This is a genomic window from Clostridium nigeriense (assembly GCF_050585245.1).
Taxonomy (GTDB): domain Bacteria; phylum Bacillota; class Clostridia; order Clostridiales; family Clostridiaceae; genus Clostridium; species Clostridium nigeriense_A.
This window is the reverse complement of record NZ_JBNOOF010000002.1, coordinates 487,662-500,200: the sequence shown is the minus strand read 5'-3', so window position 1 is coordinate 500,200 and position 12,539 is coordinate 487,662. Positions and strand designations below refer to the sequence as shown.

The window sequence follows — 12,539 nt, the reverse complement described above, 5'->3', positions numbered from 1 at the left end:
AAAAACACCTCTTTATTATCCAACCATGAATGTTAGCTCTGCCTCACAAACCTTTTTGTCATCTACATAAGCAATTCCTTTACCTATTCCTGCTGATCCCCTAATTTTAGTTAGTTCAACTTCTAATCTTAATGTATCTCCAGGAGCTACTTTTCTTCTAAATTTAGCATTATTTATTCCTCCAAAATAAGCTATCTTCCCTTTAAACTCATCTCTTTTAAGTAAAGCGACTGCTCCAGTTTGAGCTAAAGCCTCAATAATTAAAACTCCCGGCATCACTGGTTCTACAGGAAAATGTCCTTGAAAAAAATACTCATTCATAGTTACATTTTTTATAGCTACTATTTTATTATCTTCTAAAGACTCTACTCTATCTATTAATAAAAATGGATATCTATGAGGTATTATTTCCATTATTTCTTTTATATCCAAAATATTCACCTACTTTATCTTAAATAATTCCATTCCAAATTCAACAATATCTTCATCACTTCTTAATACTTCAACTATTTCTCCATCATATTCAGAAGTTATTTCATTCATAATCTTCATAGCTTCTACTATACAAAGAACATCTCCTCTTTTAACCTTATCACCCTTTTGAACATAAGGCTTTCCATCTGGAGTTCCTGATGAATAATAAGTTCCAACTAAAGGAGATTTAACTACATTATAATATTCATCATTATTGGAAGATTCATTTGTATCATTATTTATTTCTGCTTTATTATTAATTACTATATTATTGCTTTCTGATGAAGTAATTGCTGATTTAACTTCATTTATAGAGTTACTTTCCTTTATTATCTCCTTTGAAGTTTCTTCATTTTTACTTAATTTTAATTTAAAACCTTGCTCTTCTAATTCAAAGACCCTAAGAGAAGATGAATCTATTGATTTTATTAATTCCTTAATTTGCTCGTAAGTTAACATCTTATTTTCCTCTCCACTTTTTAAATATTACTGTTCCATTATGGCCACCAAAACCTAATGAATTAGACATAGCATAATCTATTTCCTTATTCTTCCCTTCATTTGCAACTAAATTTAAATCACAATCTTCATCTGGATTTAAATAATTTATATTTGCAGGAATAAATCCATCCTCTAATGCTTTAATAGAGATTATTGCTTCAACAGCTCCTGCTGCACCAAGTAAATGTCCTGTCATTGACTTGGTAGAACTTACATATATATCTTTTGCAACTTCTCCAAAAGCATTTTTAATTGCTAGAGTTTCAACTTTATCATTAATTTCTGTTGAAGTTCCATGAGCATTTATATAACCAATTTCATTAGGTTTTATATTAGCATCTTTTATTGCGTCTCTCATAGCCCTATATGCTCCATCCCCATCTAACCTTGGTGATGTAATATGGTAGGCATCACATGTTGTTCCATATCCTACTACTTCACCATAAATCTTAGCTCCTCTATTTAATGCACTTTCTAAATCTTCTAATATTAATGCTCCGGCACCTTCTCCCATAACAAATCCATTTCTATCTTTATCAAAAGGAATAGATGCTCTATTAATATCTTCACTTTTACTAAGAGCAGTTAAAGATTGAAATCCTGCAATACCAAATCTACATATAGATGCCTCTGTACCTCCAACTATAGCTCTGTCTAAGTATCCATCTTTTATACTTCTATAGGCTTCTCCAATAGACTGAGTTGATGAAGCACATGCTGTTGTAACGCTTAAACAAGTTCCTAATATTCCAAACTCAATGGAAATTGCACCAGCTGCCATATTGGAAATTATAGCTGGAATTGCCATTGGTGATACTCTGCTAGGTCCTCTATTAATTAAATTTGTCATTTGATTTTCGATAGTAATAAGTCCACCAATTCCTGAGCTAAAAATCACTCCAAACCTTTCCCGATCTACAGAATCTAAATCTATGTTACTATCCTTAATACACTCTTTTGCTGCTACTAATGCAAATTGAGTAAATTTATCTAATCTTTTTGCATCTTTTTTTCCTAAGTACTCTTCTGCATTAAAATTTTTAACTTCTGCTGCTACCTTAACTTTAAAGTCGGATGTATCAAAATAAGTAATATTATCTATGCCATTTTTACCTTCTTTTACAGAACTCCAAAAGCTTTCAACAGAATTGCCAATAGGTGTTATAGCACCTAGTCCTGTAACTACTACTCTTCTTTTCATATTAATTCTCTCCTTTTAATGCATAACCATTCCACCATCTACATTTATTACCTGACCTGTAATGTAATCTGATAAATTAGATGATAGGAATAGAGCTAAATTAGCTATTTCTCTAGGCTCACCTATTTTTTTCATAGGAATAGTCTTTAAAACTTCTTCCTTTACCTTATCTGGTAGAACTTTAGTCATATCTGTATTAATATATCCTGGAGCTATTACATTAACATTTATATTTCGTGATGCTAGCTCCCTTGCTATTGATTTAGAGAATCCTATAACCCCTGCTTTAGAAGCCGCATAATTGCATTGACCTGCATTACCAGCTACCCCTACTACTGATGAAATATTAATTATCTTTCCATATCTTTGTCTAACCATTATTCCTGATACAGCTTTTGTCATGTTAAATGTACCTTTTAAATTAACATCTATAACATCATTAAAATCTTTTTCGCTCATTCTTAATAGCAAACCATCTTTAGTTATCCCAGCGTTATTTACTAATATATCTATACTACCGAAACTATTCTTAACTTCTTTTATAAATTCTTCAACTTCTTCTTCTTTACTAACATCGCATTTAAAAGTTAAAACTTTTACTCCAAGAGAATTTAATTCTTCAACAAACAATTTAATTTCATCAGTAAATTTCCTATAATTAATTGCAATATTAGCTCCATTTTCTGCTAGGCTTCTTGCTATTTCTTTTCCAATTCCTCTTGCACCACCTGTAACTATTGCATTTTTACTTTTAATCATTTAAAACTCCAATCCCTTCTAATGTTTTATTTAAAGATTTTAAATCTTCAACGTTAAAAATATTAATCTTTAAACTTTTTTCTCTGCTAATTTCTTTTACAAATCCACTTAATACTCTTCCTGGTCCAAGTTCAATGAAAGTATCTACTCCCATATCTAACATCTTATTTATGCTTTCACTCCACCTAACTGAAGATTTAACTTGCTTACAAAGTATTTCTTTTATTTCTTCTTTATTTTCAATAAAATCAGCTGTAACATTAGATATTATTTTTACTTTTGGCTTATTAAACTCTATTTTATCAAGCTCTTCTTTAAGTTTAATTGAAGCACTTTCTAGTAAGGATGTATGAAACGGTCCAGAAACCTTTAATGGAATTGCTCTTCTAGCACCAGCTTCTAAACATAATTTCCTTGCCCTTTCTACAGCGTCTTTTTCTCCACCAATAACAATTTGATTTTGAGTGTTATAATTAGCAATTTCAACTATTCCAATAGCACTTGCCTCATTTAAAGCTAATTTTATTTTATTTAACTCTAATCCTATAATAGCAACCATAGCACCAATACCTACTGGCACAGCTTCTTGCATAAATTCCCCTCTTTTTCTTATTAGAGGAATTGTCTCATCAAAAGATAATACATTTGCTGCAACTAAGGCTGAATATTCTCCTAAACTTAATCCAGCAACTACATCTGGTCTAACTCCTTTTTCCTCCAATGCCTTCATTGCCATAATAGAAGTAGCTAATATTGCAGGCTGAGTATTTTCTGTAATATCTAACTCTTCTTTTTCTCCATTAAACATTAACTCTTTTATATCAAAGTCTAATAATTCTCTTGCTTTATCAAGGGTTTCTCTACAAATTAAAATATTATCATATAATTCCTCACCCATACCTATATATTGAGAGCCTTGACCTGCAAAAATAAATGCTATTTTCATATTTTCATCTCCTCTTAAAGGCTATTCTTAACTTTTTCATACTCACTAAACATTTCTTCAATTATCTCTCTAGCACTTTGTCTTTTATTTACAAGTCCTGAAATTTGTCCTGCCATAAGTGAGCCATTTTCAATATCTCCATCTTTTACAGCCTTTCTTAATGCTCCTCTTCCTAATTCTTCTATTCTTTCAATTGGAGCATTTTCCTTCTCAAGATTCATATATTCTCTTGCTAATTTATTTTTAATAACCTGCACAGGATGCCCTGTTGGTCTACCTGTTACAACAGTATCTATATCTTTTGCCTTAATAACTGCTTCCTTATAGTTATCATGTATTGTACACTCATCAGCGACTAAAAACCTTGTTCCAACTTGAATACCTTTTGCTCCTAGCATAAATACTGCTGCTATTCCTCTTCCATCTCCAATTCCACCAGCTGCTATAACAGGAATACTTACTGCATCAACAACTTGTGGTAATAAAACCATAGTAGTCAATTTACCTATATGACCTCCAGCCTCACATCCTTCAGCAATAATCGCATCTGCACCTGCTCTTTCCATTCTTTTTGCTAATGCTACTGAAGCTACAACTGGTATAACCTTTATTCCCGCATTCTTCCACTTTTCCATGTACTTACCCGGATTTCCTGCTCCTGTTGTTACTACTTTAACTCCTTCTTCTATTACTATTTCTGATAACTCATCTGCATTTTCAGAAAGTAACATTATATTTACGCCAAATGGTTTATCAGTTAATTCCTTAGCTCTTCTAATTTGCTCCCTTACAAAACTTGCAGGAGCATTTGCCCCTGCAATTATTCCAAGACCACCCGCATTTGAAACTGCAGCTGCTAAAGAACTATCTGAAACCCATGCCATTCCCCCTTGAAAAATAGGGTATTTAATATTCAACAAATTGCAAATATTATTATTCATGAGCTTTCCTCCAATTTATTTTTTATATAACGCTTTCTATATATTTTACAGCATCTCCTACAGTTTTAATATTCTCAACATTTTCAACTTTTACGTTAAAAGCATCTTCTAAATCCATAACTACTTGGAATAAATCTAATGAGTCCGCTCCTAAATCTTCAATAAAACTAGTCTCTAATTTAACATCCCCCTCATTAACTCCTAATTGATCAACTACTATTCCCTTAATTTTTTCAAATACCATTTTTATTTCCTCCTAAAATTTAATTAATGCTCCAGCCCAAGTTAGTCCCCCTCCAAAGGCTGCTAAAATAATTTTGTCTCCCTTTTTTATAAGATCTTTTTCAAAAAGCTCACTTAATGCTATTGGAATACTTGCTGCTGAAGTATTTCCATATCTGTCTACATTAATATAAAACTTTTCTTTATTAATTTTTAATCTTCTTGCAGCTTCATCTATTATTCTTAAATTTGCTTGATGTGGAATAATATATTTTATATTATCTATATCTTCATTTGATTTAGATAATAATTCTTTAACTATTTCAGGTAATACTGAAACTGCAAATTTAAATACTTCACCACCCTTCATTTCAACATATCTCTTTTCAATAGAGTTATCTTGAGCAAAAGGTGTATTTAATTTTAATTCTGCAGCTACTAATGATTTTTCTCCTAAATTACCATCAGCGGAAAAACAGGTGCTAATTATTGAATCTTCCTCTTCACAAAGCTCTAATACTGCTGCTCCCGCTCCATCACCAAATAATACACAAGTGCTTCTATCAGACCAATCAATTATTTTTGATAAAACTTCAGAGCCTATTATTAAAGCTCTTTTTTTATCAGTGCCTTTTATTAAACTTGATGCAACTATTAGTGAATATACAAATCCAGAACAAGCTGCTGAAATATCAAAGGCTGCTGCATTTTTACAACCCAACAATCCTTGAATACTGCATGCTGTTGAAGGCATTATTTTATCTGGTGAAGTTGTTGCAACTATTATTAAATCTATATCATCCTTAATACAGTTACTATTTTCTAAAGCATTTAAAGCTGCTTTATATGCTAATTCAACAGTACCTTCTCCAGTTGATATCCTTCTTTCTTTAATACCAGTTCTTTTTATTATCCAGTCATCGGTAGTTTCAACTATAGTTTCCAAATCTTTATTAGTAACTATATTCTCTGGACAATAATGACCAAATCCAAGTAATTTTACTCCCTTCATTTAACGCCTCTTTCTAAAATATAAAAGCTCTTTACTCTTATTATATTTTATATCCATATCAAATATTTTTAATATCAAAGTATTTAATTATATTAAGATAATACTTTATTATTTTTTGAATTAGTTATTCCAAATCAAAATAAACTGAATTTTTATTACCATCATATCTTTTTAATCATATTCATCACTTTACGCAATTCAAATATTTTGACTATCAAACTAATATCATCATAATAATACCATTTTTTTGTTTTGTCAATAATCGTAATTATTTTTTAATATTATTGTATTTTTCAAATTACTAGATTATACTATTAATAATACTTTGATAGTCAAAGTATTATTTTGAATATAAAAGGAGTAGATTTATGAATATTAAACCATTAATAATAGGCAATTTAATTGCAAAAATACCTATAATCCAAGGAGGAATGGGGGTTGGTGTATCCCTATCAAATCTTGCAGGTAATGTAGCGAAACACGGAGCAATAGGAGTTATTTCAGCTGCTCATCCTGGATATCAAGAGGATGATTTTGAAACTAATACCTTAGCTGCTAACCTACGAGGGCTAACAAAACATATTAAAAGAGCAAAAGAAATAAGCGGTAACGGAATCATCGGTGTTAATGTTATGGTGGCAATGAACAACTATATTGAACATGTAAAAACAGCTATAGAAGCTGGTGCAGATATGATAATTTCAGGTGCTGGACTACCTTTAAACTTACCTGAAATCACAAAAGATAGTTCTATAAAAATAGCTCCAATAGTCTCATCTTCAAAAGCTGCTAAAATTATTCTTAGCTATTGGAAAAAACACTTTAATCGAACAGCCGATGCTGTAATAATTGAAGGCCCTTTAGCTGGAGGACATTTAGGTTTTAAGAAAGATAATATAGAAAATGAAGTTGTTAACTTTAATAAAAATATATTAAGTGTGATAGAAGAAATTAAAAATTTTGAAAAAGAATTTAATAAAAAAATACCAGTAATCGTTGCTGGAGGGGTCTTCACTCATGAAGATATGATGAAATATTTAGAACTTGGTGCAAGTGGAGTTCAAATTGCTACCCTATTTGCTGCAACGCATGAATCTGATGCCCATATTAATTTTAAAAATGCTTATGTAAATTGCACGAAAGAAGATATTGAGTTTACTATCAGTCCTGTAGGTATGCCTGGAAGAGCTATTAGAAATAAGTTAACAGAAACTTTAAAAAATGAAAAGATACGAATTACAAAATGTTATAACTGTTTAATTCCTTGCAATCCTTCTAGTACTCCTTATTGCATAAGCTCTGCATTAATAAAAGCCGTCAAAGGAGACGTAGAAAATGGACTAGTTTTTTGTGGTGCAAATGCCTATAAAATAGATAAAATTGTTTCTGTTCAAGAAATTCTAAATAAAATCATGCTTTTATGATGTATCAACCATACCTTAGTAATAGGTAATGGGTAATGGATAATTCATTATCCATTATCCATTATGCACTATTAAAATAAGCTGCCCTCTGGCAGCTTATTTTTTAACTATAAGATTTTTTTAATGCTTTCATTAGAACTTTAGGATCTTTTTTATAAGGTGTTACAGGTATAATATTTTTATGTTTAACATTTAATAATGTATAAACAGCTATTCTTGCTGCACGAACTGAATACTCTTCTGTAAATACCATGTCTTCAGGTATTTCAACAAATTGGCTTATCATAGCAAAATTAGTCGAACCTTCAGGTACAACCTTAGGTCTATCTGTCATCTTTCTTGGTTGGAATTGAGAATCTATATATGGCATCATACATGGAATTACATTTACTACTGTATCCATAATTTCATCAATCTGATCTTCAAAGTGAAGATGATGTAAAAGTTCAGTTAATATTTCTTCTCCAGTACATTCTCTCATTGGTTTCTTTACATAATCACCAACTTTGTCTGTATAAAGTCCATATCCCCAGAAAATAGTTGTATCCATTGGTTGATTTTTAAAATGAGGTTGAGCTGCAACTACTATGCTCATTAACCAACTTGAATCTCTAAAAGTCATTAATGCTCCACTTCCTGGTATATTTCCTGAGAATTGTTCAATAAGTTTTAATAACTTATTGCCTTTACAAGTTACTGTAAAGCTCTCCCAGTTAGTTTGCTCTGGATGATCAAAGAAAGGTATTGGGTTTCCAAGTCCCATCTTCTTCTTTGCAACTTTCTCCCAAAGATTTCCTGAAATTGGGTTTTCAGTTTTATATTCTGGAGCTGTATTAAAATCTCCTAATGTTGCATTATCAGTCATACATCCATTAGTCATTATGCATATATCATCTTCTTTTAATTCTATTATCTTTTCTCCTTCAGCATCCTGTATATGAATAGCTGTGGCAGTTATTCCCTCTCCTGGTTTGAAATCTATATCTGTAACTGTAGCATTTATACTAAAATCTACATTTTGCTTGCTTAAATATTCCTTAATTGGAAGGATAACTGATTCATATTGATTATATGTTGTACGAGTTACTCCCTCTAAAGTTTCTATACGTGAAAATTCAAATATCATACGCTCCATATAACGCTTGAATTCAAATAAACTAGACCATTTTTGGAAAGCAAAAGTTGTTTGCCACATATACCAGAAATTTGTAGTAAAGAAATGTGGAGTATCTCTAAACCAATCTTCTATAGTTAAATCATCTAATTTTTCTTCTGGCATCATCATTAACTTTCCTAATGCTAAACGATCTGCATTATTGAATCCCATACTAGTTACATCTATTATATTTCCAAACTTATCAACTAAACGAGCTTGTGAATGAGTTGGATGTAAATGATCAAAATTTAATATTTCTTCTGTAACACTCATACCAGGCATATCTATTGATGGTATAGTTTTAAATAATTCCCAAAAGTTTTCATATGTTTCTTCATTTAACATTCTACCACCACGAACAATAAATCCATTGGTAGCATCTCCAGCTCCGTCATTACTTCCACCTAAAACATGAAGTCCTTCAATAATATGAATATTTTCTCCTTTAAAATTACAATCTCTTATTAAATAGGCAGCTCCTGCTAATGATGCTAATCCACCTCCAACAAAGTAAGCTTGCCTTTCTTTATTATCCACAAAATTTTCACTAAATCTTACAAAAGATTCTTTCTTTTCTTTATTATCTTTCACTTTCTTTGCAGCTGCTGCAACTGCTGCTGCTCCTGCAATAGCTCCAACTACTAACAAAGGATTTACTTTACTATTTTTTTGTTTATTAGCCATAAATTGTACCCAACCTTCCTATAGATTATTTTCTTTAATAATATTATAGTTTATCCAAACTATAAAGTATTTAGACAATTTCAAAAAAGAGTACAAAATTATAATAACTTTGCACTCTAATATAGTTTTATTTTTTTAAAGAATCTAAATATTTTACTGCACTAAGTGAGGCAATATTTCCTTCTCCTGCAGCCTTTATATATTGATAAGGCTTACCAACACAATCTCCTGCTGCAAAACAACCTTTAATATTCGTTGTCATAAGTCTATCAACTGATATATGTTCATCTTCAATTTTTAGGCCAGGTACTAACTGACCTGGAGAAATAGAATCTTTTAATATAAAAACTGCGTTAGTTTCTATTTCAGAATTTTGTAAAACTAACTTTTTAATTTTTAAATCACCTATAACCTCCATAGGTTTATCTTCAACTAAAGTTATATTATCATTTAAATTATACTTTCCTTTATACATTGGAACATAATATACTTTTCCAGCAATTTCAGACACATAATTAGTTTCATCTTCAGCCTCTTTATTATGACCTATTATAACTACAGTTTTCCCTTTATATAGAGGTGCATCACAAGTAGCACAATATCCAACACCTCTACCTAAATATTCTTCTTCGCCCTTAATAGGCTTTGTAAACTCTATTCCAGTAGCTAATATAACAGACTTTGCTTCGAAGGTCTTATCATTAGCCATTAATGCAAAATATTCTCCCATTGCATATATGCTATTTATTCTTTCTTCCGTTATTTCTATATTCATAGCATTTAAGTGCTCTTGAAATCTTTCTTTTAAATTTTCTCCGCTAAGTCCATAAAACCCTAAATAATTATTAATTTTAGGTGCTTTAACTATTTTACTAGTTAAATTTTTATTTCCAAAAATAATGAAATCTTTATTTCTAATTTTTGCATTTAATGCTGCTGATAATCCTGCTGGTCCACTACCTACAATGGCAATATCATATCTCTTACTCAATATAATACCTCTAATTATAGGTGCTTAACTACAGCAGCTTTTAAAGAATCCTTTGGCATGAATCCTACTAATGTATCAACAGGAGTACCATTTTTAAATATCATTAACGTTGGAATACTTGATATTTGATATTTATTTGCTAAATTTTCATTTTCATCAACATCAACTTTTACAAATCTTGCATTGCTTACTTCATTAGAAACTTCTTCAACTACTGGCGCTATCATTTTACACGGACCACACCAAGTTGCCCAGAAATCAACTAACACAACACCTTCAAAATTTAATACTACTTCACTAAAATCAACTTCAGATACATGTTGAACCATATAAATCTACCTCCTAATATACCCTATAGGGGTATTATTAATTATTCTACTATATTTTTTTATTAATAGTCAATATACTCTCTAGATATTTTCTCCAATATCTTATATTTTATTTCTTTAAATTTAAAAATTGTGATTCATATAATTCCTTATATAATCCACCATCATTAAGAAGCTCCTCATGGCTTCCTTTTTCTTCTATTCCTTTATCAGTTAATACTAAAATTTCATCTGCATTTTTTATTGTTGATAATCTATGAGCAACTACTATTGTAGTTCTTCCCTCGCAAAGTTCTTCTAAAGATTTTTGAATCATATATTCTGTTGTATTATCTAGGGCAGAAGTTGCTTCATCTAATATTAAAATTGGTGGATTCTTCAAGAAAACTCTTGCAATAGAAATTCTTTGTTTTTGTCCACCAGAAAGCTTAACACCTCTTTCACCTATATAAGTATTATATCCATCTGGTAATTTTATTATAAAATCATGTATATTAGCTCTTTTAGCTGCTTTTATTACTTCTTCATCAGTTGCATCATGTTTACCATATAAAATATTATCTTTTATAGTTCCTGTAAATAAGAATACATCTTGTTGAACTATACCTATATTACCTCTTAATGATTCTAAAGTTACATCATAAATACTTTCACCATCAATAGTAATATCACCATCAGTTACATCATAAAATCTAGGTATTAAATTACAAAAAGTTGTTTTACCTCCTCCTGAAGGCCCAACTAAAGCTAGCATTTTCCCTGCTTCTATATCTAAATTAATTCCTTCTAATATACTTTTTTCTTCATAACTAAAATTGACATTTTTAAATTCAATTTTTCCTTTAATATTTTTTAATTCCCTACTTCCATCCTCTTCTATTTCCTCATCTATTATAGCTATAAATCTCTTAAATCCTGTCATACCATTTTGGTATTGTTCCATAAAGTTAACAAGTTTCTTAATTGGTTGAGTAAATAGCTTAATATATAATAGATAAGCAAAGAAATCACCTAAGTTAATTATATTAAAATAAGTAAAAATACCTCCAGCTATTAAAGAAACATAATCTAATATATCTATTCCAAAGCCAACTCCTGCAAAATATTCAGCCATTACCTTGTATGCTTTAGACCTAGCTCTTTTAAATCTATCATTTCCATTTTGAAATTTATCTATTTCATGCTCATGAGATACAAAAGCCTTTGTAATTCTTATTCCTGATAGAGAATTTTCTAGATTTGAATTTACGGCTGATGTTTCTACTCTTGTTTCCATAAATGCATTAAGCATTTTATTTTTTTGCTGCCAAGTAAATAAAACTATAAATGGAATAAATGCAAAAATTATAAGAGTTAATGGGATATTAATTGTACACAACACAACAAAAGAACCAACTAACATAACAACTGAAATAAATAAATCTTCCGGACCATGATGAGCAAGTTCTGATACTTCCATAAGATCATTAATCATTCTACTCATTAAATCTCCAGTCTTATTATTATCAAAATATGTATTAGGCAATTTTTGTAGGCGCAAGAACATATCTCTTCTCATGTCTCCTTGCATATGAACCCCCATAACATGTCCATAATATTGCATGAAATATCCACAAGCTGCCTTAATTAAATATATAATTATTAAAGTTACAGCAAATATAATTAACATCCTAATATTTTTATTAGGTATACTATCATTAACTAATGTTCTAGTCATCATTGGATAAACTAAATCACAAGCTGCTGCTATAAAAGCTGCTAACATATCTAAGAAAAATAATTTCTTATATGGCTTATAATAACTAATAAATCTTTTTACCATACTTCTCCTCCTTATAGTACTACAAATATTAGTATTATTTAATAATAGACTAATTAATAATAATTTTCCATACTTTA

Annotated in this window: 13 protein-coding genes; 1 reads left to right on the top strand and 12 read right to left on the bottom strand. The window is 30.2% G+C overall.

The annotated features are described in order from the left end of the window. Positions 1 to 15: 15 nt before the first annotated feature. The 8 genes from fabZ to ACQPUY_RS05625 are packed head-to-tail and all read right to left on the bottom strand — an operon-like array spanning position 16 to position 6,056. Complete coding sequence (gene fabZ, locus ACQPUY_RS05660; RefSeq protein WP_430840112.1) at positions 16 to 432, bottom strand: 3-hydroxyacyl-ACP dehydratase FabZ; 417 nt, start codon at positions 430 to 432, stop codon at positions 16 to 18. A gap of 9 nt (positions 433 to 441) precedes the next feature. Continuing rightward, positions 442 to 933 carry an acetyl-CoA carboxylase biotin carboxyl carrier protein gene (accB, locus tag ACQPUY_RS05655; RefSeq protein WP_430840110.1) on the bottom strand — a complete coding sequence of 164 codons (492 nt, stop codon included), beginning with the start codon at positions 931 to 933 and terminating at the stop codon, positions 442 to 444. A gap of 1 nt (position 934) precedes the next feature. Further along, the gene (fabF, locus tag ACQPUY_RS05650) at positions 935 to 2,176 is read right to left on the bottom strand and encodes a beta-ketoacyl-ACP synthase II (RefSeq protein WP_430840108.1); all 1,242 of its coding nucleotides are present in this window, start codon (positions 2,174 to 2,176) and stop codon (positions 935 to 937) included. 15 nt (positions 2,177 to 2,191) lie between these two features. Next, positions 2,192 to 2,935 carry a 3-oxoacyl-[acyl-carrier-protein] reductase gene (fabG, locus tag ACQPUY_RS05645; protein ID WP_430840106.1) on the bottom strand — a complete coding sequence of 248 codons (744 nt, stop codon included), beginning with the start codon at positions 2,933 to 2,935 and terminating at the stop codon, positions 2,192 to 2,194. After that, positions 2,928 to 3,881, bottom strand: a complete 954-nt coding sequence (gene fabD, locus ACQPUY_RS05640; protein WP_430840104.1) for an ACP S-malonyltransferase — start codon at positions 3,879 to 3,881, stop codon at positions 2,928 to 2,930. Before fabD ends, fabG begins: the two co-directional genes overlap by 8 nt. A gap of 14 nt (positions 3,882 to 3,895) precedes the next feature. Then, the gene (fabK, locus tag ACQPUY_RS05635; protein ID WP_430840102.1) at positions 3,896 to 4,822 is read right to left on the bottom strand and encodes an enoyl-[acyl-carrier-protein] reductase FabK; all 927 of its coding nucleotides are present in this window, start codon (positions 4,820 to 4,822) and stop codon (positions 3,896 to 3,898) included. A gap of 22 nt (positions 4,823 to 4,844) precedes the next feature. Next, on the bottom strand, positions 4,845 to 5,066 hold the full coding sequence (acpP, locus tag ACQPUY_RS05630; protein WP_430840100.1) for an acyl carrier protein: 222 nt from the start codon (positions 5,064 to 5,066) through the stop codon (positions 4,845 to 4,847). Between the two features lie 12 nt (positions 5,067 to 5,078). Then, positions 5,079 to 6,056 (bottom strand): beta-ketoacyl-ACP synthase III, encoded by a 978-nt coding sequence (locus ACQPUY_RS05625; protein WP_430840098.1) that lies wholly within the window; start codon positions 6,054 to 6,056, stop codon positions 5,079 to 5,081. 368 nt (positions 6,057 to 6,424) lie between these two features. Here ACQPUY_RS05625 and ACQPUY_RS05620 point away from each other — a divergent pair, with 368 nt between their 5' ends. Then, the gene (locus ACQPUY_RS05620) at positions 6,425 to 7,480 is read left to right on the top strand and encodes an NAD(P)H-dependent flavin oxidoreductase (protein ID WP_430840096.1); all 1,056 of its coding nucleotides are present in this window, start codon (positions 6,425 to 6,427) and stop codon (positions 7,478 to 7,480) included. A 103-nt stretch (positions 7,481 to 7,583) separates the two neighbouring features. Here the strand turns inward: ACQPUY_RS05620 and ACQPUY_RS05615 are convergent, their stop codons facing one another. The 4 genes from ACQPUY_RS05615 to ACQPUY_RS05600 form a co-directional block, all read right to left on the bottom strand. Beyond that, positions 7,584 to 9,320 (bottom strand): oleate hydratase, encoded by a 1,737-nt coding sequence (locus ACQPUY_RS05615; RefSeq protein WP_430840094.1) that lies wholly within the window; start codon positions 9,318 to 9,320, stop codon positions 7,584 to 7,586. Between the two features lie 127 nt (positions 9,321 to 9,447). After that, complete coding sequence (locus ACQPUY_RS05610) at positions 9,448 to 10,311, bottom strand: NAD(P)/FAD-dependent oxidoreductase (RefSeq protein WP_430840092.1); 864 nt, start codon at positions 10,309 to 10,311, stop codon at positions 9,448 to 9,450. Positions 10,312 to 10,325: 14 nt separating this feature from the next. Further along, positions 10,326 to 10,640: a thioredoxin gene (trxA, locus tag ACQPUY_RS05605; RefSeq protein ID WP_430840090.1), complete on the bottom strand. Its 315-nt coding sequence runs from the start codon at positions 10,638 to 10,640 to the stop codon at positions 10,326 to 10,328. A gap of 109 nt (positions 10,641 to 10,749) precedes the next feature. Further along, a complete protein-coding gene (locus tag ACQPUY_RS05600) occupies positions 10,750 to 12,462 on the bottom strand; it encodes an ABC transporter ATP-binding protein (RefSeq protein ID WP_430840088.1) in 1,713 nt (570 codons plus the stop codon). Positions 12,463 to 12,539 lie beyond the last annotated feature (77 nt).

Excerpts from the sequence above, each read along its gene's own strand:
- accB (WP_430840110.1), bottom strand. The coding sequence starts at position 933 with ATGTTAACTTACGAGCAAATTAAGGAATTAATAAAATCAATAGATTCA.
- fabF (WP_430840108.1), bottom strand. The coding sequence starts at position 2,176 with ATGAAAAGAAGAGTAGTAGTTACAGGACTAGGTGCTATAACACCTATT.
- fabG (WP_430840106.1), bottom strand. The coding sequence starts at position 2,935 with ATGATTAAAAGTAAAAATGCAATAGTTACAGGTGGTGCAAGAGGAATT.
- fabD (WP_430840104.1), bottom strand. The coding sequence starts at position 3,881 with ATGAAAATAGCATTTATTTTTGCAGGTCAAGGCTCTCAATATATAGGT.
- fabK (WP_430840102.1), bottom strand. The coding sequence starts at position 4,822 with ATGAATAATAATATTTGCAATTTGTTGAATATTAAATACCCTATTTTT.
- acpP (WP_430840100.1), bottom strand. The coding sequence starts at position 5,066 with ATGGTATTTGAAAAAATTAAGGGAATAGTAGTTGATCAATTAGGAGTT.
- ACQPUY_RS05625 (WP_430840098.1), bottom strand. The coding sequence starts at position 6,056 with ATGAAGGGAGTAAAATTACTTGGATTTGGTCATTATTGTCCAGAGAAT.
- ACQPUY_RS05620 (WP_430840096.1), top strand. The coding sequence starts at position 6,425 with ATGAATATTAAACCATTAATAATAGGCAATTTAATTGCAAAAATACCT.
- ACQPUY_RS05615 (WP_430840094.1), bottom strand. The coding sequence starts at position 9,320 with ATGGCTAATAAACAAAAAAATAGTAAAGTAAATCCTTTGTTAGTAGTT.
- trxA (WP_430840090.1), bottom strand. The coding sequence starts at position 10,640 with ATGGTTCAACATGTATCTGAAGTTGATTTTAGTGAAGTAGTATTAAAT.
- ACQPUY_RS05600 (WP_430840088.1), bottom strand. The coding sequence starts at position 12,462 with ATGGTAAAAAGATTTATTAGTTATTATAAGCCATATAAGAAATTATTT.